We start from the raw sequence: 25,054 nt of genomic DNA, 5'->3' as shown, positions 1-25,054 counted from the left end.
TCCCCGCCCGTCGAGCCGACGCGCCGGGACGCGCCGGGTGACCTCCCCGACGCTGGCGGATGGCATGTCTGCCGCCGGGACTGGCTAGTCTGGACGGCATGGCTCCCGCGGACTCCGAAGACTTTGTGCACCTCCACGTCCACACGGACTACTCGCTCCTGGACGGGGCCGCGAAGATCGACAAACTGGTCGACGAGACCGTGCGACAAGGGCAGAAGGCCGTGGCGATCACCGACCACGGCTACCTCTTCGGCGCCTACGAGTTCTACCGGACCGCCAAGGCCGCGGGCATCAAGCCGATCATCGGCATCGAGGCCTATGTGACGCCGGGGACCAGCCGCCACGACCGCACCCGCGTGCAGTGGGGCACCCGCGAGCAGCAGCTGGCCGGCGACGACGTCTCCGCCCGTGGCGCGTACACCCACATGACCCTGCTGTCGCGCTCCACCGAGGGCATGCACAACCTGTTCCGGCTCGGCTCGGCCGCCTCGCTCGAGGGGCAGATGGGCAAGTGGCCCCGCATGGACCGCGAGATCCTCTCGCAGTACTCCGAGGGTCTGATCGCGACCTCCGGGTGCCCGTCGGGCGAGGTGCAGACCCGCCTGCGACTGGGCCAGTTCGACGAGGCCGTGAAGGCCGCCGGCGAGTTCCAGGACATGTTCGGCAAGGAGAACTACTTCATCGAGCTCATGGACCATGGGCTCGACATCGAGAAGCGCGTGACCAAGGACCTCATCGAGGTCTCCCGGGCCGTCGGCGCGCCGCTGGTCGCCACCAACGACCTCCACTACGTCACCGAGCAGGATGCGACCATCCAGGACGTCCTGCTGTGCATCAACTCCGGCTCGCGCCTGAACGACCCCGACCGCTTCAAGTTCGGCGGCTCCGGCTACTTCCTGAAGTCCGCGCAGCAGATGCGCGAGCTCTTCCGCGAGTTCCCCGAGGCCTGCGACAACACCCTGCGCATCGCCGAGATGAGCGAGGTCGAGTTCCGCACCACCGACGAGGGCGCGAACTACATGCCCAACTTCCCGACGCCTCCGGGGGAGGACGAGGAGTCCTGGTTCGTCAAGGAGGTTCAGCGCGGCCTGCAGTACCGCTATCCCGCCGGGATCCCCGACGATGTCCAGAAGCGGGCCGACTACGAGGTCGGCGTCATCCTGCAGATGGGCTTCCCGGGCTACTTCCTGGTCGTGTCGGACTACATCAAGTGGGCCAAGGAGCAGGACATCCGCGTGGGGCCGGGCCGTGGCTCCGGTGCCGGTTCGATGGTCGCCTATGCCATGCGCATCACCGATCTCGATCCTCTCGAGCACGGTCTGCTGTTCGAGCGGTTCCTGAACCCGGACCGCGTGTCCATGCCCGACTTCGACGTCGACTTCGACGACCGCCGCCGCGGCGAGGTCATCGAGTACGTCGAGCGCAAGTACGGCGACGACCGCATCGCGCAGGTCATCACCTACGGCGTCATGAAGACCAAGAACTCCCTCAAGGACGCCTCCCGCGTCCTGGACTACCCCTATGCCATGGGCGACCGCCTCTCCAAGGCGCTCCCGCCGACGGTGATGGGCAAGGACATCTCCATCAAGGGGATCTTCGACCCCGAGGACAAGCGCTACGCGGAGGCGGGGGAGTTCCGTCGGATCCACGACGAGGACCCCGACGTCCAGAAGGTCGTCGAGATCGCCAAGGGCGTCGAGGGCCTCACCCGCGGCTGGGGCGTGCACGCCTGCGCCGTGATCATGTCCAGCCACCCGCTGGTCGACATCGTGCCGATGATGCGCCGCCCCTCGGACGGTCAGATCATCACCCAGTTCGAGTACCCGACGCTGGAGACCCTCGGCCTGCTGAAGATGGACTTCCTGGGGCTGAGGAACCTCACCGTGCTCTCGGACGCGGTGGCGAACATGGAGCGCAACGGCAAGACCCCTCCGGATCTGGAGATGCTGCCCTTCGACGACGAGAAGACCTACGAGCTCCTCCAGCGCGGCGACACCCTCGGCGTGTTCCAGCTGGACGGCTCGGGCATGCGCACTCTGCTGCGGCAGATGAAGCCCGACCAGTTCGGGGACATCACCGCCGTCTCGGCGCTGTACCGACCCGGCCCGATGGGCATGAACTCCCACACCAACTACGCGCTGCGCAAGAACGGGCTGCAGGAGATCACGCCGATCCATCCCGAGCTCGAGGAGCCGCTCTCGGAGATCCTCGGCGAGACCTACGGCGTGCTGGTCTACCAGGAGCAGGTCATGCAGACGGCGCAGAAGGTCGCCGGCTACAGCCTGGGCCAGGCGGACATCCTGCGGCGCGCCATGGGCAAGAAGAAGAAGGCGGAGCTGGACAAGCAGTTCGCGTCCTTCGAGGCCGGCATGAAGGACAACGGCTACTCCGCGGGCGCCGTGACGGCGCTGTGGGAGACGCTGATGCCCTTCGCGGACTACGCCTTCAACAAATCGCACTCCGCCGCCTACGGCGTGGTCTCCTACTGGACCGGCTACCTCAAGGCGAACCATCCCACCGAGTACATGGCCGCGCTGCTGACCTCCACCCAGGAGAACCGCGACCGTCTGGGCCTCTATCTCGGCGACTGCCGCCACCGCGGCATCACCGTGCTCCCGCCCGACGTCAACGAGTCGGACCTGTACTTCTCGGCCGTCGGCGACGACATCCGCTTCGGGCTCTCGGCGATCCGCAACGTCGGCGCGCACGTGGTCGAGGAGATCATCAAGACCCGCGAGGAGAAGGGGGCCTTCACCTCCTTCACGGACTTCCTGGACAAGGTCCCGCTGTCGGTGTGCAACAAGCGCACCATCGAGTCGCTCATCAAGGGCGGCGCCTTCGACTCCATCGGCGCCAACCGTCGCTCCCTGGTGCTGATCCACGAGGACGCCGTCGACTCCGTCGTGGACGTCAAGCGCAAGGAGGCCCAGGGACAGTACGACCTGTTCGGAGACGTGTTCGGCGCTGCCGGGGGAGACGACGTCGCCTCCGGCTCCGCGGCGACCATCGTGATCCCCGATCTGCCCGAATGGGATCGCAAGGAGAAGCTCGCCTTCGAGCGCAACATGCTGGGGCTATACGTCTCGGACCACCCGCTGTACGGCCTCGAGCACGTCATCGCACAGAACTCCTCGACCTCGATCAGCGCCCTGGCCGACGACGGTGCGATCCAGGACGGCACCATGGTCACCATCGCCGGTCTCATCACGAGCCTGCAGCGCAAGACCACCAAGAAGGGCGACATGTGGGCGATCGCCACCGTGGAGGACCTCGAGGGCTCGATCGACTGCCTCATGTTCCCCTCGACGTACCAGACCGTCGCCACGGAGCTGGCCGAGGATCTCATCGTCTCGATGAAGGGGCGGGTGGACATCTCCAAGGGCATGCCCGAGCTGCGCGTCATGGAGATGACGATCCCGGAGACCGGAGGCGGTCCCGACGGTCCGGTCGTGATCGCGCTGCCGGCGATGCGCGCGACCACCAAGGTCGCCGAGAAGCTGCGGGAGGTGCTCGAGGACAACCCCGGGCCCAGCGAGGTGCGCCTGCGACTCCAGGAGCCCGGCCGCAGCACGCTCATGCAGCTGGACAAGCGCCTCTCCGTGAACCCGTCGGCCGCCCTGTACGCCTCGCTCAAGACGCTGCTCGGACCCAGCTGCCTGCAGTGACGTGAGCGCTCAGCTGCGGGTCGCGACCTACAACATCCACCACGGGGCCGACGGCCGCGACCGGCTCGATCTGGCACGCATCGCCGAGACGCTCGCCGGGCTGAGGGCCGACGTCATCGGCCTGCAGGAGGTGGACGTGGCCTTCGGGGAGCGCTCCGCGTTCGAGGACCAGGCCGCGGGCCTGGCGGAGATGCTCGGGCTGCGCGGATGCTTCGGCGCCGCGATCGACCACGCGGCGGACGACGGGCCGGCTCATGGTGAGCAGCACCGACGGCAGTATGGGCTCGCGCTGCTGACCCCGCACGAGATCACCGCCCACCGGATGCGGCAGCTGCCCGGCCACCCTGCCCTGGGGCCGCTGCACGAGCCGCGCGGGCTGCTGTCCGCGACCGTGCAACCGGCGGGCCAGGAACCCCTGCAGGTGCACGTCACCCACCTCGATCACGAGCATCGCGGCCACCGCACCGCCCAGGTGCTGCGGATCCTCGAGCACACCTCGGCGCTGGACGGGCCGGCCCTGCTGCTCGGGGATCTGAACGCCGATCCCTCCGCCGCAGAGCTCGGCCCCCTGTCCGCAGGCGGATGGCGGGAGGCCGCCGTGGACCTGCGCGGGGCGATGCCGCGCTCGCCGGTCACCGCGAAGCTCGCCGCAGCGCTCCCGTTCGGGCGCTCCCCGGGGCGCGCGACCTTCCCTTCGCGCCTGCCCCTGCTGCGGATCGATTCGATCTGGTCGCGCGGCGCGCTCGAGGCGACCGGTCTCGAGGTGGGGGCCAGTCACGCCTCGGATCATCGGCCCCTGCTCGCGACCTTCCAGCGGCTCCGGGCCGGTTCCTGAGCAGTCCCACTATCGTGGGGACATGACTGCTGCTGATGCCGTCGCGGACCCCGCGATCTTCCTCTCCGATGCCCTGCTGAGCACCTTCCGGGACCGTGCGGCGAGACATGACCGCGAGAACACCTTCCCCACGGACGATCTCGCGGATCTCCGCGCCGCCGGATACCTGCGCCTGCTGGTGCCGACCGAGCTGGGAGGCCTCGGGGCGAGCCTGCTGCAGGCGAGCCGGATCCAACGCCGCCTCGCCCGGGCCGCGCCGGCGACTGCGCTGTCGATGAACATGCACCTCGTGGTCACCGGCGCCGCACTGCACGCCCACCGCCTCGGCGTGGAGAGCGTGTGCTCGATCCTCGAGGACGCCGCCGAGGGCAGGCTGTTCGCCTTCGGGATCTCCGAGGCGGGCAACGACGCCATGCTCTTCGACTCCGGCACCAGCGCCGACACGGAAGCCGACGGCGGGTACCGCCTCACCGGCACCAAGATCTTCACCTCCCTGGCGCCGGTCTGGGACCGCCTGGTCGTGCACGGACTCGTCCAGGAGCCCGCCGAGGGCTCTGGCAACGGTGCTGCGGACGGCTCTGCCGCCGGCCCCGTCCCGGAGGACCCCCGCCTGGTGTTCGGCGTGCTGGAGCGCACCGACGAGGTCGAGACCCTGGACGACTGGGACACCCACGGCATGCGTCCCTCGCAGTCCTGCACCACCCGTCTGCACGGCGCACGGATCGCGCCGGAACGGGTGCTGACGCACACGCCCGTCGGCCCGAATCCCGACCCCTTCGTGATGGGGATCTTCGGCACCTTCGAGCTGCTGATCGCCTCCGTCTACACCGGCATCGCCGAACGGGCGGTCGCCGTCGGCGCAGGGATCGCCACCACCCGCCGCAGTGTCACCAAGGGCATCGCCCACGCCGACGACCCCGACATCCGGTGGCGCCTGGCCGATGCCGCGATCGGGCTCGACGGCGCCGTGCTGCAGATCGAGAAGGTGCTCGCGGACCTCGACGCCCTCGGGACGGGGGAGAGCGGCGCAGGGATCACCGATCACGGGCCGCGATGGTTCCTGCATTTCTCCGGGGTGAAGTCCCGGGCGACCGAGGCCGCGATCGCCGCCGTGGACCAGGTGCTGCGCGCCAGCGGCGGGTCCCAGTACTTCCGCCGCAGCGAGCTGGAACGACTCTCCCGGGATGTGCGCGCCGGGATGTACCACCCCTCGGACGAGGAGTCCGTGCACGCCTCGTACGCGAAGGCGCTGCTCGGTGAGATCGGACAGAGCGGCGAGACCGCAGAGACGGCGTAGAGCGGGGTCCGGGGACGGCCATGCCTGCGCCCTGCGCACTCATCCCCTCCGGCATGCAGAACGCCCCGGCCCTCCCTGCGGGGAGGACCGGGGCGTTCTTGTGGTGACGGGCCGGACTCAGGCGTCGTCACTGCTGTCGTCGGCCGAGGAGCTGTCCGCGGACGAGCTCTCGGCGGCGGACGGCGTCTGCTCGGCCTGCTCGCGCACCTCGCGGCCGCCATCGGCGGCACGCTTGAGGGTGTCCTGGAAATCGACACCGGTGGTGGACTTGACCATGTCGAGCACCTGGGCGAGGCCGACCGAGATGTTCTGGCCGATCTTCGCCTCGCCGTCGGTGGAGAACACCGACAGGTTGGAGATGTTCGAGTAGGGCGCCGCCAGCTCGTTGGCGACCGTCGGCAGCACCTCGAGCACCTGGTTGAGCACCGCGGCGTCGTTGAACTGCTTGTAGGCCTCGGCACGGGCGCGGGTGGTCTCCGCCTCGGCGTCGCCCTTGGCACGGATCGCCGACCCCTCGGCCTCACCCTTGGCACGCAGGGCATCGGCCTCGGCCTGACCCTCGAGGCGGACTGCCTCGGCGTCCTTCGAGCGGCGCTGCAGCTCGATCTCGGCCTCGGCCCGACCACGGGCCTCGATGGCATGCGCCTCGGCGTCCGCGGTGACCTTGCGGGACTCGGCGCGGTTGCGCTCGTCCTGCAGCTGGGCCTCCGACTCGGCGATGTGCGCGTACTTCTTGGAGTCCGCATCCTGCTGCTCGGCGTAGCGCTTGGCCTCGGCCGGCTTGTGGACCTCGGCGATCAGCTGCTTCTCGCGCAGGTCGTTGTTGCGGACCGCGATGAGCTCTTCCTGCTCGATGATCCGCTGCTGCTGAGCGGCACGGGCGAGCGGGCCGGAGGCGTCCGCGACGGCCTGACGGGCGTCGGTCTCCTCCTTGATCTCCGCATTGCGGATGTCGAAGGCCTGCTTCGACTCCGCCTCCTGCTGGAGGTTCATGTTCGTCGCCTGCGTGGACTCACGGTTGGCGTCCGACTCGGCGATCGCGGCGCGCTTGGCCACCAGCGCGGCCTCGGGGCGGCCCCAGTCGCGCAGGTAGGAGCCGTCGTCCTCGATCGCGGAGATCTGGAAGGTGTCGATGACCAGACCCTGGTTGTTCATCGAGTGCTCGGCCTCGGCCTGGACCTGGCTCGCGAACGACGCACGGTCGCGGATGATCTGCTCGACGCTCAGCGTGCCGACCACCGCGCGGAGCGTGCCCGAGAGGATCTCCTGCGTGTAATGGTCGATCTGCTGCTGCTGATCGAGGAAGCGCTGCGAGGCCTTGCGGACGTCGTCGATGTTGCCGCCCACCTTGACCTGCGCCACACCGCGCAGCCGCAGGAAGATGCCGTTCATCGAGTAGCCCTCGACCTCGACCGGGATCTGGCGCGAGCTCAGGCTCAGCACGAAGGCCCGGTCCACGATCGGTCGCACGATGGCGCGGCCGCCGATGATCACGCGGGCGCTGCCGGATTCGAGGTCGATGTCCCCGGTCGGGCTGGTCTTCGCATTGCGACCGGTGATGATGAGCGCCTCGTTGGGCGCGGCGATCCGGTAGCTGCGCATCAGGATGAGCAGCAGGATCAGCAGGACGACGACGACGGCGGCGACGCCGATCGCCAGCGGTATCAGTGCTTCCATGGGTTCCCCTCGAACTTCTGTGGCATGTCGCACCAGTCTCCCATCGCTCAGCCTGACGTGACACCGGAGTCCAGAACCGAGGCCCCGCTGTGACCCGGAGCGCACGGGATGGCCCGGAACGCCGGGGGAGACGGTCGGCATCTCACGATGTGTCCGTCCTGTCCGCATGCCGGAATGACGGGACTAGGGTCGGCCGACGTGAGTACAGCACCAGCCCCCACCACGTCGGCCCCGGCCGCAGCCCCCGCGAACACCCGCGGTCGCGTCATCACCGCCTCGATGGTCGGCACGACGATCGAGTTCTTCGATTTCTACGCCTATGCGACAGCGGCCTCCCTGGTCTTCCCGGCACTGTTCTTCCCGACGCAGACGCCGGCGAACCAGCTGCTGAGCTCGTTCGCGATCTTCGGCGTCGCGTTCGTCGCCCGCCCGCTGGGCTCGCTCATCTTCGGCCACTTCGGTGACCGGGTGGGCCGTAAGACCACCCTGGTCGCGAGCCTGCTGGTGATGGGCATCGCGACCTTCCTCATCGGCGTGCTGCCCACCGCCTCGACCCCCGGCTTCACGGTGCTGGCGCCCGCGATCCTGGTGCTGCTGCGCTTCTGCCAGGGCATCGGTCTGGGCGGCGAATGGTCCGGTGCGGCCCTGCTCGCCACCGAGAACGCCCCTCCCGGCAAGCGCGCCCTCTACGGCACGTTCCCGCAGCTCGGTGCGCCCATCGGTTTCATCCTGTCGAACCTGCTGTTCGTGGTCCTCAGCGTGCAGCTGACCGACGCGCAGTTCATGTCGTGGGGGTGGCGTCTGCCGTTCCTGCTCTCCTCGATCCTGGTGATCGTGGGCCTGTGGGTGCGCCTGAAGCTGATGGAGAGCCCCGCCTTCCAGAAGGTGATCGACGAGCAGCGCGTGGCCGCAGTCCCGATCGCCCGCGTGTTCCGCACGGCGTGGAAGCCGCTGATCCTCGCCACGATCGCCATGGTCGCCACCTATGTGCTCTTCTATCTCATGACGGCCTTCCTCATGGTGGTCGGCACCACCGCGGCCGACGAGGAGACCGCGCGCGCCGCCGCGGAGGCGGCCGGGAAGCCGTTCGACGCCGCCGGGTTCGCTCCCGGTCTCGGCTTCGAGCGCCCGCAGTTCCTCACCATGCTGATCATCGGCGTCGTCTTCTTCGGCATCTTCACCCTGGTCTCCGGCCCGCTCGCGGACCGCATGGGCCGCCGCAAGCTGCTGCTCGGCGTCACCGTCGGCATCGGCATCTTCGGGCTCCTCATCGAGCCGATGGTGCAGGCCGGCACGGCCGGTGCGATGGCGACGCTGATCATCGGCTTCACGCTCATGGGCCTCACCTTCGGCCCGATGGCGGCCTACCTGCCCGAGATGTTCGCGTCCGACGTGCGCTACACCGGCAGCGCGGTCAGCTACAACATGGCCTCCGTGATCGGTGCGGCGCCCGCGCCGTACGCGATGATCGCTCTGTGGCAGCTGCTGGACGGCCCGCTGTGGCTCGTGGGCGGTTACCTGACCCTCGCCGCGGTCATCACGATCGTCGCGCTGCTGATCGGCAAGGAGACCCGCGAGGTCGACTTCCTGGCCTGAGACGTCCTCTGAGATGGAGAAGGGCGGCCCCCAAGGGGCCGCCCTTCTCGTCTGTCCCGGTGGTGCGTCCGGGCCGCCCGGGAGATCCTCCCGGGCGCGCTCCGCTCAGCCCTCGCGGTGCTCGCGGTAGTAGCGGATCAGTGCGGCGGTCGAGGAGTCCTCCGCGGAGATCTTCTCGTCGTCGCCCGCGACGGCTCCGGCGAGGTCCTTCGCGAGCTGCTTGCCGAGCTCGACGCCCCACTGGTCGAAGGAGTTGATTCCCCAGACCGTGCCCTGCACGAAGGTGATGTGCTCGTACAGGGCGATCAGCTGGCCCAGCACCGAGGCGGTGAGCTTCGGGGCCATGATCGACGTGGTGGGGCGGTCGCCGGAGAACTCGCGGGCCGCCACGAGCGAGCCCTCGGTGCCCTCGGCGCGCACCTCCGCAGCGGTCTTGCCGAAGGCGAGCGCCTTGGTCTGCGCGAAGAAGTTCGCGAGGAACAGCTCGTGCACGTCCTGGTCACCGTCCGCGAGGGCGTGGTTCGGGGTCGCGAAGGCGATGAAGTCCGCCGGGACCACCCGAGTGCCCTGGTGGATCAGCTGGTAGAAGGCGTGCTGGCCGTTGGTGCCGGGCTCGCCCCAGAAGACCTCGCCGGTCTCGGTGGTCGCGAGCGTCCCGTCCCAGCGCACCGACTTGCCGTTGGACTCCATGGTGAGCTGCTGGAGGTAGGCGGGGAAGCGGTGGAGGTACTGGGAGTAGGGGAGCACCGCATGGGTCTCCGCCTCCAGGAAGTTCACATTCCAGACGTTCAGCAGCCCCATCAGCAGGGGCACGTTGTCCTCCGCGGGGGCGGTGCGGAAGTGCTCGTCCATCGCGTGGAAGCCGGCCAGCAGCTCCTCGAAGACGTCCGGGCCCAGCACGGTGGCCAGCACGGTGCCGATCGCGGAATCCACGCTGTAGCGGCCGCCGACCCAGTCCCAGAAGCCGAAGGCGTTCTTCGGGTCGATGCCGAAGGCCTCCACCTTGTCCAGCGCGGTGGAGACGGCGACGAAGTGCTTCGCCACGGCCTCCGTCTCCTGCTCGACCGTGAGACCGGCGTTCTCGCGCAGCCCGGCCAGCAGCCACTCGCGCACCAGGCGCGCGTTGGTGAGGGTCTCGAGCGTGGTGAAGGTCTTCGACGCGACGATCACCAGCGTGGTCTCGGGATCGAGGTCGCGGGTGGTCTCGTGCGCATCGGTGGGGTCGATGTTGGAGAGGAACCGGGCGGACAGCCCGTCCTGCGCGAGGGGCTTCAGCGCCTCGTAGACCATGACCGGTCCGAGGTCGCTGCCGCCGATGCCGATGTTCACGACCGTCTCGATCTTCTTCCCGGTCACGCCGGTCCACTCACCGGAGCGCACCGAGTCCGCGAAGTCGTAGACGCGCTGCAGCGTCTCGTGGACGTCCGCGTCGATCTGCTGGCCGTCGACCTCGAGCGCCGGCGCGGCGCCCTCGGGGCGACGGAGCGCGGTGTGGAGCACCGCGCGGTCCTCGGTGGTGTTGAGGTGGGCACCGGAGAACATGGCGTCTCGGCGCTCCTCGACGCCGACCTCGCGGGAGAGCTGCTGGAGCAGCTCCATGGTCTCGGCGGTGATCAGGTTCTTCGAGAGGTCGACGCGGAGATCCGCAGCGGTACGGCTGAAGCGCTCGGCACGCTGCGGATCGGCATCGAACCACTCGCGCAGGGAGCCGGCGATCTCGAGGTTGTGCGCCTCGAGGGAGGCCCAGGCGTCCGTGGACGTGGGATCGAGGGGAGCGGAGGACGTGTTCGAAGCAGTCATACAGCCATTGAACACCCTTCCGGCGAGGAACGTCGTGCCCGGTCAGCGTGTTGCACGTGCTCCCGCCGAAGTGGTTGAAAAAGGCCCGAGACCGATTTGTGACCGCAGGATGGATTGTTCTTGACAGGCGAGGGTGCAGACTGAGGGATGCGTCGTGCGCAACGGAGCGCGACGGACCCAGCCCTAGTCGTCCAGGAGAATCCATGGCCATTACGCGACGTTCCATGATGCTCGGCAGTGCTGCCGGCGGAGCCGCTGCCCTCACCCTCGCCGCCTGCTCCAGCGATGGGGACAGCGGATCCGGAAGCAGCGACGGCGGCGGCTCCGGCGAGCCCATCCTCGCCAACGGCACCGAGCCGGAGAACCCGCTGATCCCGACCAACACCAGTGAGGTCGGCGGCGGTCGCGTCATCACCTCGGTCTTCTCCGGGCTCGTGTACTACACCGCGGACGGCAAGGTCGAGAACGAGGTCGCGGAGTCCATCGAGTCCGAGGACAACCAGACCTGGACGATCACGATCCGCGAGGGCCTGAAGTTCTCCGACGGCACCGAGCTGACCGCACAGAACTTCGTGGACGCGTGGAACTTCGGTGCGAACACCGCGAACGCCCAGAAGAGCCAGTCCTTCTTCGAGCCCATCGAGGGCTTCGCCGAGGTCGCCGCCGATGACGCCACCGAGGACCTCACGCTGTCGGGCCTGAAGGTCGTCGATGACACGACCTTCACCGTCAAGCTGGTCTCCACGCAGGCCGATTTCTCCTCCCGCCTGGGCTACTCGGCATACTCGCCGATGCCGCCCTCCGCCTTCGACGACATCGACGCCTTCGGCGAGGCCCCCATCGGCAACGGCCCCTACATGGTCGATTCCTGGACCCACGACTCCGAGATCGTGCTGGTCCCGAACCCGGAGTACGACGGTCCCCGCGCCGCCCAGAACGCCGGCGTCACCTTCGTCGTCTACGCGAAGGACGAGACGCTCTACAACGACATGCTCTCGGGCAACGTCGACGTCTCGGACATCATCCCCACGGGAGCGCTGTCGACCTTCGAGGACGAGCTCGGAGACCGTGCCGTCAACGCCCCGGGCGCGGTGTTCCAGTCCTTCACCATCCACCAGGAGGACCCCGACTTCACCGGCGAGGCGGGCAAGCTGCGCCGTCAGGCGATCTCCTACGCGATCGATCGCAAGGCGATCTGCGACTCGCTCTTCTACGGCACCCGCAGCCCCGCGACGGACTTCGTCGCTCCGGTGATCGACGGCGGCGGGGCCACCGACATCCCCGGCGCCGAGGTGCTCACGTTCGACGAGGCGAAGGCCAAGGAGCTGTGGGACAAGGCGGAGGAGATGGAGCCCTTCAAGGGCCCCTTCACGCTGGCGTACAACGCGGACTCTCCGCACAAGGACTGGGTCGAGGCCGTGTGCAACTCGATCAAGAACACCCTCGGCATCGAGGCGTCGCCGAACCCGTTCCCGGCCTTCGGCGAGTTCCGCGAGCAGATCACGGCGCGCACGATGGAGGGTGCCTTCCGCTCCGGCTGGCAGGCGGACTACCCCTCCGTGTTCAACTTCCTCGGCCCGATCTACTCCTCCGCCGCGGCGGACGGCAAGGGCAGCAACGACGGCGACTACAAGAACCCGGAGTTCGACGACCTGCTCAAGGAAGGCCTCGCCGCGCCGGACATCGACGCCGCGAACGAGAAGTTCCACGCCGCGGAGGCCATCCTCATGGAGGACCTGCCGGCGATCCCGCTGTGGTACCAGAACACCTTCGGCGGATACTCGGATCTGGTCTCGAACGTGGAGTACGGCTGGGACACCGTGCCGCTGTACTACGCGATCACCAAGTGATCGTCTGACCTTGTCCCCCGGCGGGAGGCGGCCCTGGTGCCGTCTCCCGCCGTCGCACGTCCATCTGCCGGGGCCATGGACGAGCGGCCATCCTCCGACGCCCCATGCTCCCTCAAACCGAAGGTGACCGACGTGATCTGGTACATCGGGCGGCGACTGCTGCAGATGATCCCCGTGTTCCTCGGCGCCACCCTCATCGTCTATATGATGGCCTTCGTCTCCTCCGGGGACCCCATCGCGGCGATCGCGGGTGACAAGCCGATCTCCCCGGCCGTGGCCGACAAGCTGCGCGCGCAGTACAACCTCGACAAGCCTGTCGTCATCCAGTGGCTGATCTACCTGGGCAATCTCTTCCAGGGCGACTTCGGCATCGGGTTCAACGGCCGTCCGATCATCGACCAGATCAAGGCCGCGTTCCCTGTCACCTTCCGGCTCGCGATCATCGCGATCGTGATCGAGACCGTCTTCGGAGTGGTCGCCGGCGTGATCTCGGGCCTGAGGAAGGGCACCCTGATCGACACCACGCTGCTGATGGTGTCGCTGCTGGTCATCGCCGTGCCGACCTTCGTCATCGGTTTCGTCGCGCAGTTCGGGCTCGGCGTGAAGCTCGGGATCGCCCCGGTCAACGTGGGGCGTGATCCGTCGTGGCAGAACCTCCTGGTGCCCGGAGTGGTGCTCGGCGCCGTCTCCTTCGCCTACGTGCTGCGCCTGACCCGCACCTCGATCGCCGAGGTCGCGACCGCTGACCATGTGCGCACGGCGACCGCCAAGGGGCTCTCCCGCGGCGGCGTCGTCTCCAAGCACATCCTGCGCAACTCCCTGATCCCTGTGGTCACCTTCATCGGCGCGGACCTGGGTGCCCTCATGGGCGGCGCGATCGTCACCGAGGGCATCTTCAACATCAACGGCATCGGCTCGCTGCTCTTCCGGGCCATCAACGACGGCGAAAGCCCGATGATCGTGTCGGTGGTGACGCTGCTGGTGATCATCTTCCTGATCGCCAACTTGATCGTGGACCTGCTCTACGCCGTGCTCGACCCGAGGATCCGCTATGCGAAGTGAACCCCGCCCCTCCCGAACCCTGCGTCCCAGCGCCGAGCACGTCGTCGCCCCGCTGGACGAGACGCCTCTGGGCGCCGTCGACGCGGTCGACACCACCTCCGCGCCGCGCTCGATGTGGGCCGAGGCGGGCCGCAGCCTGATCCGGAACCCCGTGTTCGTCATCTCGGCGGTCCTGATCCTCATCATCCTGGTCATCGCGGCGTTCCCGAGCCTGTTCACCAGCCAGGATCCGAACTATGGCGACATCACGGCGTCCAACCAGCCACCGAGCGGAGAGCACCCCTTCGGCACCACCCGGCAGGGCTACGACGTCCTGGCCCGCGTGCTGTACGGGACCCGCACCTCGGTGATGGTCGGCTTCTTCACGATGATCCTGGCGACGCTCATCGGCGGTGTCCTGGGCGCTCTGGCCGGCTACGTGGGCGGGATCTTCGATGCGGTCCTGTCCCGCATCACGGACATCTTCTTCGCGATCCCGCTGATCCTCGGCGCGATCGTGATCGCCAACCGTGCCGACTCGATGAACGTGCCGATGGTGATCCTGGTCCTCGGCGTCTTCGGATGGACCAACGTCGCGCGCATCATGCGCGGCTCGGTGATCTCGGTGAAGAACCAGGACTTCGTGACCGCCTCGACCGCACTGGGCGCGAACCCGGTGACCAACCTCGTCAAGCACGTGGTCCCCAATGCGATCGCCCCGGTGATCGTCACCGCGACCGTGAACCTCGGCGTGTACATCGTCGCCGAGGCCACGCTGTCCTTCCTGGGCGTGGGCCTCCCCTCTGCCTCCGTCTCCTGGGGCGGGGACATCTCCGACGCCCAGCCCGCGCTGCGCACCCAGCCGATGATGCTGTTCTACCCGTCGATGGCGCTCGCGATCACCGTGCTGAGCTTCATCATGCTCGGGGACGCCGTGCGCGACGCCCTCGACCCGAAGGCGAGGAAGCGATGACCACCTCCACCCACACCTCGAGCGACGAACCGCTGCTGGAGATCTCCGATCTCGAGATCACCTTCGGCACGACCAACGGTCCGGTGCGCGCCGTCCGCGGAGCGAACCTGTCCGTCTATCCGGGCGAGACGGTCGCGATCGTCGGCGAATCAGGCTCCGGGAAGTCCACCACGGCGATGAGCATCTCCCGTCTGCTGCCGAAGAACGGCGCGGTCACCGGAGGCAGCATCCGCTTCGCCGGGAAGGACATCACGTCCGTCCCCACCCGCGAGATCCTCGCGCTGCGCGGAAGCGAGATCGGCCTGGTCCCGCAGGATCCGATGAGCAACCTCAACCCCATGTGGAAGGTGGGGACGCAGATCAAGGAGGCGCTCTCGGCCAACGGGATGGCGCGCGGTGCCGCGGCGAACAGACGCGCGGTGGAGCTGCTGGAGGAGGCCGGACTGCCCGATGCGGCGCGCCGCGCCGGCCAGTACCCGCACGAGTTCTCCGGCGGCATGAAGCAGCGAGCCCTGATCGCGATGGGACTCGCCGCCCGGCCGAAGCTGCTGATCGCCGACGAGCCCACCAGCGCGCTCGATGTCACCGTGCAGCAGCAGATCCTCGACCACCTCGACACCCTCACCGAGGAGCTCGGGGTGGCGGTCCTGCTGATCACCCACGACCTCGGACTGGCCGCCGAACGCGCCCAGCATCTGGTCGTCATGTACAAGGGCCGGATCGTCGAGTCCGGGCCGGCGATCGAGCTGCTGCAGAATCCGCAGCACCCGTACACCAAGCGGCTCATCGGCGCGGCGCCCTCCCTCGCCTCCCGGCGACTGGGCTCCGGCGCGGGACGGGCCGAGGTGAGCGAGAGGCCCCGGCAGGAGCGGACGACCGCCGCGCCGGAGAGGGCAGCGGCGAAGGGAGCACCGGCGGCGCCCGCCCGGCAGGCGGACGGCGCGGCCCCGGAGTTCGGGTACGGCGAGACCGATCCGCACGCAGTGATCCAGGTCCAGGACCTCACCAAGGAGTTCCCGATCCGGGGCAGCGTCCCGTGGCGGTCGACCCCCTTCACCGCTGTGGACCGCGTCTCCTTCGCGATCGAGCGCGGCACCACCACGGCGATCGTGGGGGAGTCCGGGTCCGGCAAGTCCACGGTCGCGCAGATGGTGCTGAAGCTCCTGGACCCGACGTCGGGCCGCGTGCTCTTCGAGGGCAAGGACGTCACCACGTACAAGGGCAAGGAGCTGAAGTCGCTGCGCCGCCGCGTGCAGCCGATCTTCCAGAACCCCTACGGCACCCTCGACCCGATGTACTCGATCTACAGCACGATCGAGGAGCCGCTGCGCCTGCACGGCATCGGCGATGCGAAGAGCCGGGAGGCCAAGGTGCGTGACCTGCTGGACAAGGTCGCGCTGCCCGCGGAGATGATGCGGCGCTATCCCAACGAGCTCTCGGGCGGGCAGCGTCAGCGCATCGCGATCGCTCGCGCCCTGGCGCTCGACCCGGAGGTCGTGATCTGCGACGAGGCGGTCTCCGCGCTCGACGTGCTGGTCCAGGCCCAGGTCCTGGAGCTGCTCAACGATCTGCAGTCCGAGCTCGGGCTCTCCTACCTCTTCATCACGCACGACCTCGCGGTGGTGCGGCAGATCGCCGATCGTACGCTGGTCATGGAGAAGGGGAGGGTCGTCGAGCAGGGGACCACCGACGAGGTCTTCCATTCCCCGCAGGAGGACTACACCAAGCGTCTGCTGGCGGCGATCCCCGGCGGCTCCATCCCGCTCGCGGGGGCCGAGACCATCGATGTCGAGGCACCCGCCCCGGGGGTGGAGGACGCGGAGGCGGACGGCCCGCAGGACGACGGCGGGGTCATCGATCCCTTCTCCGAGGCCGGACACGTCTGATGGCATGAGCGACGCGCCCACCGTCCCGTGGGCCACCTCCGAGCATCGCGCTCGGGCCGAGGAATCGGTCCGAGCGCGGTCTGCGTCCGGGCCCGCCGCGCTCCGTCTCGACGGTCGGTGCCGACCATCGGCCGACACCGCGTCGAACATCTCATCGACAGACCGCTGACCTTTGCGCTGCTTGCCGATAGACTCGCCAAGGCCCTGGAGCGGGTCGCACCTCTCCGTGCGACCGGGCGCTGCTCGGTCCCCGCCCCGCCGAGCAACTTGAAACGAGCCTTCGCGTATGACTCTCCGCCTCCGCAACGACCTGCGAAACGTCGCCATCGTCGCCCACGTCGACCATGGCAAGACCACCCTGGTCGACGCCATGCTGACCCAGGGTGGCGCCTTCAGCGACCACGACAAGCACGACGAGCGGGCGATGGACTCGGGCGAGCTGGAGCGCGAGAAGGGCATCACCATCCTCGCGAAGAACACGGCGATCCGCTATGTCGGACCGTCGGCCGCGGAGATCGGTGAGCCCGACGGCATCACCATCAACGTCATCGACACCCCCGGGCACGCCGACTTCGGCGGCGAGGTCGAGCGCGGACTGTCCATGGTCGACGGTGTCGTGCTGCTGGTGGACTCCTCCGAGGGCCCGCTGCCGCAGACCCGCTTCGTGCTGCGCAAGGCGCTCGCCGCGAAGCTCCCGGTGATCCTCGTGGTCAACAAGGTCGATCGCCCCGACGCCCGCATCGAGGAGGTCGTCGGCGAGGCCACCGACCTGCTGCTGGGCCTCGCGTCGGACCTGTCCGAGGAGATGCCCGACATCGATCTCGACGCCGTCCTGGACGTGCCGGTGGTCTACGCCTCCGGCAAGGCCGGCCGCGCCTCGACCACTCAGCCGGCCGACGGCACCCTCCCCGAGGAGGAGACCGTCGAGCCGCTGTTCAAGACGATCCTCGAGTCCATTCCCGCGCCGACCTACGATGACGAGGTGCCCCTGCAGGCGCACGTCACCAACCTCGACGCCTCGCCGTTCCTCGGCCGTCTCGCGCTGCTGCGCATCAAGAACGGCGAGCTGAGCAAGGGCCAGCAGGTCGCCTGGTGCACCCAGAACGGCACCACCAAGCAGGTCAAGATCACCGAGCTGCTCGAGACCAAGGGCCTCACCCGCGTGCCCATGACCGGCACCGCCCGCCCGGGCGACATCGTCGCCGTGGCCGGCATCCCCGAGATCATGATCGGCGAGACCCTCGCCGATCTCGCGGACCCGCGCCCGCTGCCGCTGATCACCATCGACGATCCCGCGATCTCGATGACCATCGGCATCAACACCTCTCCGCTGGCCGGGAAGAACGGGAAGGGCCACAAGCTCACCGCCCGCCAGGTCAAGGACCGGCTGGACCAGGAGCTGGTCGGCAACGTGTCGCTCAAGGTGCTGCCCACGGAGCGCCCCGACGCCTGGGAGGTGCAGGGCCGCGGTGAGCTGGCGCTGTCGATCCTGGTCGAGCAGATGCGCCGTGAGGGCTTCGAGCTCACCGTCGGCAAGCCGAAGGTCCTCACCCGCGAGATCGACGGCCACAAGCACGAGCCCGTCGAGCGCATGACCATCGACGTGCCCGAGGAGTACCTCGGCACCGTCACCCAGCTGATGGCCTCGCGCAAGGGCCGCATGGAGACGATGAGCAACCACGGCTCCGGCTGGGTGCGCATGGAGTTCACCGTGCCCTCCCGCGGCCTGATCGGCTTCCGCACCCGGTTCATGACCGAGACCCGCGGCAACGGCATCGCCTCGTCCTACGCCGACGGCTTCGAGCCCTGGATGGGACACATCGAGTTCCGCGCCACCGGCTCGCTGGTCGCCGACCGTGCCGGCACCGTGACCCCCTTCGCGATGATCAACCTCCAGGAGCGCGGCTCGTTCTTCGTCGAGCCCACCTCCGAGGTCTACGCGGGCCAGATCGTCGGCGAGAACTCCCGCAACGAGGACATGGACGTGAACATCACGAAGGAGAAGAAGCTGACGAACATGCGTGCGGCCTCCTCGGACTCCTTCGAGAACCTGGTGCCGCCGCGCCGGCTGACCCTCGAGGAGTCCCTCGAGTTCACCAACGACGACGAGTGCGTCGAGGTCACCCCGGAGGTCATCCGCATCCGCAAGGTGCTCCTGGACGCCACCGAGCGCAACCGCGCACGGTCGAAGGCCAAGTCCGGGAAGTGATCCCGTGACGGACGCGCACCGTCGCGCCACGACGGTCGACACGACCTCCCTCCCCTCCCGGGTCGCCCAGGTGGTGATGGGGGTCGTGCTGACCATCGTCTCGGTGCTGCTGATGATCACCACGCATCGGATGCAGCTGGAGCTGCTCGGGATCGATCTTCCCGCCGGGCTGCTCTTCGGAGCCCTGTTCCAGGTGGTCGTCACGGTGTTCCTGTATGCCTCGACGGGCTCGCGCCTGCCGCTCGTGGTGGTCGGCTCCCTGTGGGCGCTGGTCGCGATCCCCTTCCTCGGCAACGGGGCGGGAGGCGGTGTGCTGATGCCCGCCGTGATCGCAGGGAAGGCACAGTACTCCGGGTGGATCGTGCAGGCCCTGGGGATCGGCATCCCGTTCCTCGGGGTTCTCGCCGTCACTCTCGGCCGACGACGCCGTGACGGCCGACGCAGCCGTGGCAGCAGCCGGCCTCCCGCTCGGCGCGACGCAGCATGACGCAGCGTCGCCGTCCCGACTGGGCGACGATCCCGAACCTGGTCACGCTCGCGCGCTTCGCGCTGCTCGCTCCGGTGTGCGCGCTGCTGCTGGACGGCCCGGACACCCTCGCCGTGGTGCTGTTGCTGGCGTGGGCCAGCACGGACTGGATCGACGGGGTGCTGGCCCGTGCGCTGGACCAGACCAGCCGCACGGGCGAGATCATCGACCCGATCGCGGATCGGATCGGCCTGGCGGTGATCGTGGCATCGCTCGCCGTCGCCGACCTCCTGCCCTGGGCGGCGCTGGTGATCATCGTGGTGGTGGACGTCGCGATGGTGCTGCTGGCCACACGGGCCGCGCTCGGCGGGCGCATCGCCGTGTCCCGACTCGGGAAGGTACGCACCTTCTTGCTCATGACGTCCGTGTTCGGACTGGTCGTGGTGGCCGCGTGGGCACCGGACCTGGTGCCGGCCGTGCGAGTGCTGCTGTGGATCGCCGTGGCGCTGCACGTGATCTCCGGCGCCGACTACATCCTCAGGGCGACTCGGGCCGGGGCCGGCGCACCGGCGGGGGAGGCACCTCCTTCGCCGCGATGACCAGCGGTCGCGGCACCCGTACCTGGCCGCGCCGGGTCATCACCCGCACCTCGGAATCGTCGGCCGCGAGAATAGTGCCCAGCGCATCGCTCATCGACTCCCCATGCGGGGAGCTCTCGCGGTTGATCGCGTAGCGCAGGACCACGCGCACCCCAGGTTGCAGGAACGGCGCCCAGCCGGCGCGCACCCGATGCTCGTCACGCAGTGTCATGGCGCGAGGCTAGTCGTCTTCGCAGCCGTTGGTCGCACCCGCCAGGATGTTCGTCGTGTCACGTACGCTGCGGCGGCCCCGGAGAGGGAGGTCCGCCAGGGGCGGGGATGAGAGGATGGAACCGTCTCCCTGCCGGAAGGATGTTGTTCATGACGTACGTCATCGCCCTCCCCTGCGTCGACGTGAAGGACCGCGCCTGCGTCGATGAATGCCCCGTGGACTGCATCTACGAGGGCAGCCGGATGCTGTACATCCAGCCCGACGAGTGCGTGGACTGCGGTGCCTGCGAACCCGTCTGCCCGGTGGAGGCGATCTTCTACGAGGACGACACCCCGGATCAGTGGGCCGACTACTACAAGGCAAACGTCGAGTTCTTCGACGATCTGGGAGCTCCCGGCGGCGCCGCGAAGATGGGCGTCATCGAGAAGGACCATCCTCTCGTCGAGGCGCTGCCCCCGCAGCCGAACCCGTTGGTCTGAGCCATGGCCACAGCAGCTGACACCTCGGGCCCCTCCGGCACCTCCGGCATCGCTGACACCCCTGACATCTCAGCCAGCGCTGACCGCTCGAGCCGTCGCGGGCTCGCCGCCCGCCTGCCCGCTTTTCCGTGGGACGCCCTGACCGGCGCGGCGCAGCGCGCGAGCGCGCACCAGGGAGGCCTCGTCGATCTCTCCGTCGGGACCCCGGTGGATCCGACCCCTGCCTCCGTGCAGCGGGCGCTGGCGGCCGCGGCCGATCGCCCCGGCTACCCCACCACCGTCGGCACGCCCGCTCTGCGCGAGGCCCTGGTGGACTTCGTGCGCCGTCATCGGGGCGCACCCGCGGCGCTCGACGTGGACGGCGTGCTGCCCACCGTCGGCTCCAAGGAGCTCGTCGCGCACCTGCCCTTCCAGCTCGGGATCGGCGCGGGCGACGTCGTCGCCTTCCCGGACGTCGCGTACCCGACCTACGACATGGGCGCGCGCTTCGTCGGCGCCGAGGCGCTGCCGCTGGACATGGCGGCGCTCGCCGCCGACGGGGAGGCGGCACTGCCGGACCCGTCGGCCGCCTCCCGCATCCGTCTGCTGTGGCTGAACTCCCCGTCGAACCCCACCGGTGAGGTGCTCACCGCGGAGCAGATGGCGGCGATCGTGCGCTGGGCCCGGGAACGGGGCATCGTGGTCGCCTCCGATGAGTGCTACGCCCTGCTGCCCTGGACCGTCGACGAGGTCCCCTCGGTGCTGGACCCGCGCGTGAACGGCGGCTCGCTGGACGGCGTGCTGTGCGTCTACTCGCTGTCCAAGCAGTCCAACCTGGCGGGCTACCGGGCGGCGTTCGTCGCGGGGGACCCGTCCCTGGTGGGCGAGCTGCTGGCGGTGCGCAAGCAGGCCGGCATGATGCTCCCGGCGTCGATCCAGGCGGCGATGACCGTCGCCCTCGGCGACGACGATGCCGTGGCGGCGCAGCGCGAGACCTATCGTGCACGCCGCGCGATCCTGGAGCCGGCGCTGCGGGGAGCCGGAGGCGCGATCCACGGCTCGCAAGCCGGTCTGTACCTGTGGACCACCTTCGACGAGGACGCGATGAGCAGTGTGGATCGCCTCGCTGCCCTCGGGATCCTGGTCGCTCCCGGGATGTTCTATGGTGAGGGTGGCGGGCGTTTCGTCCGCGTCGCGCTCACCTCGACCGATGAGCGGATCACCGCCGCCGCCCAGCGCCTCGAGCGCTCCTGATACCTGCGCCTCGCGCGCACCCACCGATCCGACACTGCACAACGGAGAGCCCATGGATCACGCTACGTCTGCTCAGCTCACGCTCGGGGAGAAATCCCTCGATCTCCCGATCGTCCCCTCGGTCGAGGGGAACTCGGGCATCTCGATCGGCCCGCTGCGCAAGGAGACCGGTGAGGTCACCTATGACCCCGGCTTCATGAACACCGCCAACGCGAAGTCGTCGATCACCTACATCGACGGTGACGAGGGCATCCTGCGCTATCGCGGATACCCGATCGAGCAGCTCGCCGAGAACTCCTCCTTCCTGGAGGTCTCGTACCTGCTGATCAACGGCGAGCTGCCCACCACGGGCCAGCTCGACAACTTCGTCGCCCAGGTGGAGCGGCGCACCCTGCTCGACGAGCGCTTCAAGCGCATGTTCGACGGGTACCCCCGCGACGCCCACCCGATGGCCGTCCTGCAGGCCGGGGTCTCCGGACTCTCGACCTTCTACCAGGATTCGTTGGACCCCTTCGACGAGGAGCAGACCCGTCTGTCGACGGTGCGGCTGCTCGCGAAGATGCCGACGATGGCCGCCTACGCCCACCGCATAGCCCAGGGCCATGCGCTGCTGTACCCGGACAACCGACTCTCCCTGATCGAGAACTTCCTGCGCCTGACCTTCGGGTTCCCGGTCGAGGACTACATCGCCGATCCGGTCGTGGTGCGGGCGATGGAACAGCTGCTGATCCTGCACGCCGACCACGAGCAGAACTGCTCGACCTCGGCCGTGCGCCTGGTGGGCTCCGCTCAGGCAAACCTGTTCACGTCGATCTCCGCCGGCATCGGCGCCCTCTCCGGCCCGGCCCACGGCGGCGCGAACGCCGCGGTGATGGACATGCTCGACCAGATCCAGACCGAGAACATGGACCCCCGCGACTTCATGGAGAAGGTGAAGAACAAGGAGGACGGGATCCGCCTCATGGGCTTCGGCCACCGGGTCTACAAGAACTACGATCCGCGCGCCCGCATCGTGAAGAAGATCGCGGACAACGTCCTCGAGCGCCTCGGCGTCCATGACGAGCGTCTCGAGCTCGCGATGAAGCTCGAGGAGATCGCCCTGCAGGACGACTACTTCGTCGAGCGCAAGCTCTACCCGAACGTCGACTTCTACACCGGCCTCATCTACAAGGCGATCGGCTTCCCGACCGAGATGTTCACTGTCCTGTTCGCGATCGGTCGCCTGCCGGGCTGGATCGCCCAGTGGCAGGAGATGGTCCACGACCCGGAGACCAAGATCGGGCGGCCGCGCCAGATCTACACCGGTCACGCCGAGCGCCCGTACGTTCCCATGGAGGACCGCACGGGCACCAGCGAGCTGCGCCTGGCCGAGCTGAAGGCAGAGCTCGACAACCGCGACTGACCGCGTCACCACGCATCGAGAAGGCCCTGGCCCGAGAGACCTCCCACGGAGGTTCACCCGGCCAGGGCCTTCTGCCGTCCGTCACCGCGTGTGGATCGCCAGCTCCCGCCTGAGAGCACCGGCCCGGTTGGAGGTGATCGCGTCGACGCCGAGCACCGCGAGCTCCTCCGCCCGCCGGGCGTCATCCACGGTCCAGCAGGTGACCTCGAGCCCGTGGGCACGGGCCCAGGCGATCGATGCCGCGTCCACCAGCTCGTGCGGCGGATTCCAGGAGCGGGGTCGCAGCTCGACCAGGATCTCGTCCGGGATAGGCTCGGGCACCTTCCACGTCAGCCGGATCTCGGCCGACGGCTCCGACGCACGCACGGCGCGCATCGCGGTGAGCCCTCCGCAGTAGGACGGGGCAGGAACGGACGGATCGGCTGCGCGCACGGCACGGACGGTGTCGACCACGGCGTGTGCGAGGAGGGGGTCGGGACCGTCATCGGGCAGGTCCAGGAGGAGGGCGCTCGGCGCGGCCTCGACGAGGGCGTCGCGCAGCAGTGGAATTCCCGGTGCGAGCTCCGCGGTGCGCTGCTCGCGCACCGGTCGGTCCACGCCCCACAGGCGCAGCGACGTCGGGTCGTGCAGCAGCACGCACTCCCCGTCGGCCGTGCGCCGCAGATCCACTTCGATGAGCGCGGCGCCGTCGGCCCGGGCGCGGCGCACCGCCGCCAGGGTGTTCTCGATCTCGTGCACGGGATCACCGCGGTGGGCGACCAGCTGCAGGGGCTCGGTGCGCATGAGCGCGACGCTACCCTGCTCGCCTGCTCGCCTGCTCGCCTGCTCGCCAGACCACCAGACCACCAGCCCGCCTGCCCGGGCGTCTGGCCCGTCCTGCGCTCGCGGTCTCAGCCGCCGCTGACCAGCACGACCACCGAGTCCGCTTCGCCGCCGTCGACGCTGCCCCAGGTCTCGGCCTCCTCACGGCGCAGGGAGCGGTCCCATACTCGGCCCTGGTAGGACACCTGGACCACGCCGTCCTGCGCGGCGCGGGCGACGGCCCAGTTCGCGAGCGCCCATCCGCGGGTGGTGTCCCCACCGGTGTCGATGACCAGCGCGGTCGCCCCGGAGCCGTCGGGCCGCTGCGGGGCCACGGAGCCCGCTGGACGCAGCGACGAGGCGATCCCGCCGGATTCGGTCAGGCGCGGGAACTGCCCCGCGAGCTCCCCGCGCAGCTGCTCGGGCGAGGTGGTCGAGCCGACCTCGTCGAGCGTGCACACCAGGTTCGCGCCGGACTGCCCGGTCAGGGCGGAGGCGTACAGGCGTCCTTCGGTCTCGTGGTCCCGATACGCCTCGGGGTGGCCGGAGCGCTGGACCTCCTGGGCCACGTCGTTGATGTCCCCGCTCTCGTAGGCGCTGACCGTCTCGAGCGCGTCGTAGAAGGCGTTCGTGGAGTAGATCGGGTCCTGGACCTCTTCCTCGGTGCCCCAGCCCTGCGAGGGCCGCTGCTGGAACAGGCCCAGGGAGTCACGATCCCCGTGCTCGATGTTCTGCAGCTGGGACTCCTGGTAGGCGGTCGCGAGCGCGATCGACGCCGCCCGTGGAGGCAGGCCCCGATCCACCGCGATAGCGCTGATCAGTGCCGCGTTCTCTGCTCGATCGGTGCTGTAGCGGTGGCTGGTGCCCAGCCCGTGGGCGGTGCAGGTGCCCACGTGCGCGGGGGAGCCGTAGCGCTGCAGGGCGACGTAGGAGCCCCCGGCGATCCCCGCGCACGCCAGCACCATGACCAGGGGGATCACGAGGTGTCGGCCGACGGAGCCCCTCGCCCGTGCGCGACGCGCCATCTCCAGCTC

19 protein-coding genes are annotated in these 25,054 nt (G+C 69.0%); 14 read left to right on the top strand and 5 right to left on the bottom strand.

Annotation, left to right across the window (positions count from 1 at the left end; genetic code table 11):
• The first annotated feature begins 98 nt into the window (after positions 1–98).
• From dnaE to CIK81_RS15620, 3 genes are read left to right on the top strand one after another with little or no spacing between them, the layout of a single operon-like run.
• Positions 99–3,665 carry a DNA polymerase III subunit alpha gene (gene dnaE, locus CIK81_RS15630; protein ID WP_114311626.1) on the top strand — a complete coding sequence of 1,189 codons (3,567 nt, stop codon included), beginning with the start codon at positions 99–101 and terminating at the stop codon, positions 3,663–3,665.
• A 1-nt stretch (position 3,666) separates the two neighbouring features.
• Positions 3,667–4,500 (top strand): endonuclease/exonuclease/phosphatase family protein, encoded by an 834-nt coding sequence (locus tag CIK81_RS15625; protein ID WP_241964214.1) that lies wholly within the window; start codon positions 3,667–3,669, stop codon positions 4,498–4,500.
• A gap of 22 nt (positions 4,501–4,522) precedes the next feature.
• Positions 4,523–5,797 carry an acyl-CoA dehydrogenase family protein gene (locus CIK81_RS15620; protein ID WP_114311624.1) on the top strand — a complete coding sequence of 425 codons (1,275 nt, stop codon included), beginning with the start codon at positions 4,523–4,525 and terminating at the stop codon, positions 5,795–5,797.
• Positions 5,798–5,914: 117 nt separating this feature from the next.
• Here the strand turns inward: CIK81_RS15620 and CIK81_RS15615 are convergent, their stop codons facing one another.
• Complete coding sequence (locus CIK81_RS15615) at positions 5,915–7,474, bottom strand: flotillin family protein (protein ID WP_114311623.1); 1,560 nt, start codon at positions 7,472–7,474, stop codon at positions 5,915–5,917.
• 198 nt (positions 7,475–7,672) lie between these two features.
• Between CIK81_RS15615 and CIK81_RS15610 the strand changes: the two genes are divergently transcribed.
• Positions 7,673–9,070, top strand: coding sequence for an MFS transporter (locus CIK81_RS15610; protein ID WP_158542072.1), 1,398 nt, complete (start codon positions 7,673–7,675; stop codon positions 9,068–9,070).
• A 105-nt stretch (positions 9,071–9,175) separates the two neighbouring features.
• Here CIK81_RS15610 and pgi read toward each other — a convergent pair whose 3' ends face one another.
• On the bottom strand, positions 9,176–10,870 hold the full coding sequence (pgi, locus tag CIK81_RS15605; protein WP_114355874.1) for a glucose-6-phosphate isomerase: 1,695 nt from the start codon (positions 10,868–10,870) through the stop codon (positions 9,176–9,178).
• A 203-nt stretch (positions 10,871–11,073) separates the two neighbouring features.
• Here pgi and CIK81_RS15600 point away from each other — a divergent pair, with 203 nt between their 5' ends.
• From CIK81_RS15600 to CIK81_RS15570, 7 genes are all read left to right on the top strand, one after another.
• Complete coding sequence (locus CIK81_RS15600; protein ID WP_096197357.1) at positions 11,074–12,720, top strand: ABC transporter substrate-binding protein; 1,647 nt, start codon at positions 11,074–11,076, stop codon at positions 12,718–12,720.
• A gap of 132 nt (positions 12,721–12,852) precedes the next feature.
• Positions 12,853–13,782 carry an ABC transporter permease gene (locus CIK81_RS15595; protein ID WP_096197358.1) on the top strand — a complete coding sequence of 310 codons (930 nt, stop codon included), beginning with the start codon at positions 12,853–12,855 and terminating at the stop codon, positions 13,780–13,782.
• Positions 13,772–14,734: an ABC transporter permease gene (locus CIK81_RS15590; RefSeq protein WP_114305446.1), complete on the top strand. Its 963-nt coding sequence runs from the start codon at positions 13,772–13,774 to the stop codon at positions 14,732–14,734. Before CIK81_RS15595 ends, CIK81_RS15590 begins: the two co-directional genes overlap by 11 nt.
• Complete coding sequence (locus CIK81_RS15585; RefSeq protein WP_114355873.1) at positions 14,731–16,620, top strand: ABC transporter ATP-binding protein; 1,890 nt, start codon at positions 14,731–14,733, stop codon at positions 16,618–16,620. Before CIK81_RS15590 ends, CIK81_RS15585 begins: the two co-directional genes overlap by 4 nt.
• A 286-nt stretch (positions 16,621–16,906) precedes the next feature.
• Positions 16,907–18,829: a translational GTPase TypA gene (typA, locus tag CIK81_RS15580; protein WP_096164117.1), complete on the top strand. Its 1,923-nt coding sequence runs from the start codon at positions 16,907–16,909 to the stop codon at positions 18,827–18,829.
• Positions 18,830–18,833: 4 nt separating this feature from the next.
• A complete protein-coding gene (locus CIK81_RS15575; protein WP_241964213.1) occupies positions 18,834–19,316 on the top strand; it encodes a hypothetical protein in 483 nt (160 codons plus the stop codon).
• Positions 19,313–19,894 carry a CDP-alcohol phosphatidyltransferase family protein gene (locus CIK81_RS15570; RefSeq protein WP_114311618.1) on the top strand — a complete coding sequence of 194 codons (582 nt, stop codon included), beginning with the start codon at positions 19,313–19,315 and terminating at the stop codon, positions 19,892–19,894. Before CIK81_RS15575 ends, CIK81_RS15570 begins: the two co-directional genes overlap by 4 nt.
• Here CIK81_RS15570 and CIK81_RS15565 read toward each other — a convergent pair.
• A complete protein-coding gene (locus tag CIK81_RS15565) occupies positions 19,833–20,105 on the bottom strand; it encodes an acetyltransferase (protein ID WP_096164119.1) in 273 nt (90 codons plus the stop codon). The two genes, CIK81_RS15570 and CIK81_RS15565, sit on opposite strands and share 62 nt — an antisense overlap.
• Before the next feature lie 149 nt (positions 20,106–20,254).
• Here CIK81_RS15565 and fdxA point away from each other — a divergent pair, with 149 nt between their 5' ends.
• The 3 genes from fdxA to CIK81_RS15550 are packed head-to-tail and all read left to right on the top strand — an operon-like array spanning position 20,255 to position 23,219.
• On the top strand, positions 20,255–20,584 hold the full coding sequence (gene fdxA, locus CIK81_RS15560) for a ferredoxin (protein ID WP_096164120.1): 330 nt from the start codon (positions 20,255–20,257) through the stop codon (positions 20,582–20,584).
• A gap of 3 nt (positions 20,585–20,587) precedes the next feature.
• Entirely contained in the window at positions 20,588–21,817 is a 1,230-nt protein-coding gene (dapC, locus tag CIK81_RS15555; RefSeq protein WP_114311616.1) for a succinyldiaminopimelate transaminase, read from the top strand.
• Between the two features lie 52 nt (positions 21,818–21,869).
• Positions 21,870–23,219, top strand: coding sequence for a citrate synthase (locus tag CIK81_RS15550; RefSeq protein WP_114355872.1), 1,350 nt, complete (start codon positions 21,870–21,872; stop codon positions 23,217–23,219).
• Positions 23,220–23,300: 81 nt separating this feature from the next.
• Here CIK81_RS15550 and CIK81_RS15545 read toward each other — a convergent pair whose 3' ends face one another.
• Together CIK81_RS15545 and CIK81_RS15540 are read right to left on the bottom strand one after the other, a co-directional pair.
• Positions 23,301–24,002 carry a glycerophosphodiester phosphodiesterase gene (locus CIK81_RS15545; RefSeq protein WP_096197364.1) on the bottom strand — a complete coding sequence of 234 codons (702 nt, stop codon included), beginning with the start codon at positions 24,000–24,002 and terminating at the stop codon, positions 23,301–23,303.
• Positions 24,003–24,109: 107 nt separating this feature from the next.
• Positions 24,110–25,045 carry a hypothetical protein gene (locus tag CIK81_RS15540; RefSeq protein ID WP_096197365.1) on the bottom strand — a complete coding sequence of 312 codons (936 nt, stop codon included), beginning with the start codon at positions 25,043–25,045 and terminating at the stop codon, positions 24,110–24,112.
• Positions 25,046–25,054: the final 9 nt, after the last annotated feature.

This window comes from Brachybacterium sp. JB7, assembly GCF_003335205.1.
GTDB lineage: Bacteria > Actinomycetota > Actinomycetes > Actinomycetales > Dermabacteraceae > Brachybacterium > Brachybacterium alimentarium.
This window is presented reverse-complemented; position numbering and strand designations above follow the sequence as displayed.

Excerpts from the sequence above, each read along its gene's own strand:
- dnaE (WP_114311626.1), top strand. The coding sequence starts at position 99 with ATGGCTCCCGCGGACTCCGAAGACTTTGTGCACCTCCACGTCCACACG.
- CIK81_RS15620 (WP_114311624.1), top strand. The coding sequence starts at position 4,523 with ATGACTGCTGCTGATGCCGTCGCGGACCCCGCGATCTTCCTCTCCGAT.
- CIK81_RS15615 (WP_114311623.1), bottom strand. The coding sequence starts at position 7,474 with ATGGAAGCACTGATACCGCTGGCGATCGGCGTCGCCGCCGTCGTCGTC.
- pgi (WP_114355874.1), bottom strand. The coding sequence starts at position 10,870 with ATGACTGCTTCGAACACGTCCTCCGCTCCCCTCGATCCCACGTCCACG.
- CIK81_RS15600 (WP_096197357.1), top strand. The coding sequence starts at position 11,074 with ATGGCCATTACGCGACGTTCCATGATGCTCGGCAGTGCTGCCGGCGGA.
- CIK81_RS15590 (WP_114305446.1), top strand. The coding sequence starts at position 13,772 with ATGCGAAGTGAACCCCGCCCCTCCCGAACCCTGCGTCCCAGCGCCGAG.
- CIK81_RS15585 (WP_114355873.1), top strand. The coding sequence starts at position 14,731 with ATGACCACCTCCACCCACACCTCGAGCGACGAACCGCTGCTGGAGATC.
- typA (WP_096164117.1), top strand. The coding sequence starts at position 16,907 with ATGACTCTCCGCCTCCGCAACGACCTGCGAAACGTCGCCATCGTCGCC.
- CIK81_RS15570 (WP_114311618.1), top strand. The coding sequence starts at position 19,313 with ATGACGCAGCGTCGCCGTCCCGACTGGGCGACGATCCCGAACCTGGTC.
- CIK81_RS15565 (WP_096164119.1), bottom strand. The coding sequence starts at position 20,105 with ATGACACTGCGTGACGAGCATCGGGTGCGCGCCGGCTGGGCGCCGTTC.
- fdxA (WP_096164120.1), top strand. The coding sequence starts at position 20,255 with ATGACGTACGTCATCGCCCTCCCCTGCGTCGACGTGAAGGACCGCGCC.
- dapC (WP_114311616.1), top strand. The coding sequence starts at position 20,588 with ATGGCCACAGCAGCTGACACCTCGGGCCCCTCCGGCACCTCCGGCATC.
- CIK81_RS15550 (WP_114355872.1), top strand. The coding sequence starts at position 21,870 with ATGGATCACGCTACGTCTGCTCAGCTCACGCTCGGGGAGAAATCCCTC.
- CIK81_RS15545 (WP_096197364.1), bottom strand. The coding sequence starts at position 24,002 with ATGCGCACCGAGCCCCTGCAGCTGGTCGCCCACCGCGGTGATCCCGTG.
- CIK81_RS15540 (WP_096197365.1), bottom strand. The coding sequence starts at position 25,045 with ATGGCGCGTCGCGCACGGGCGAGGGGCTCCGTCGGCCGACACCTCGTG.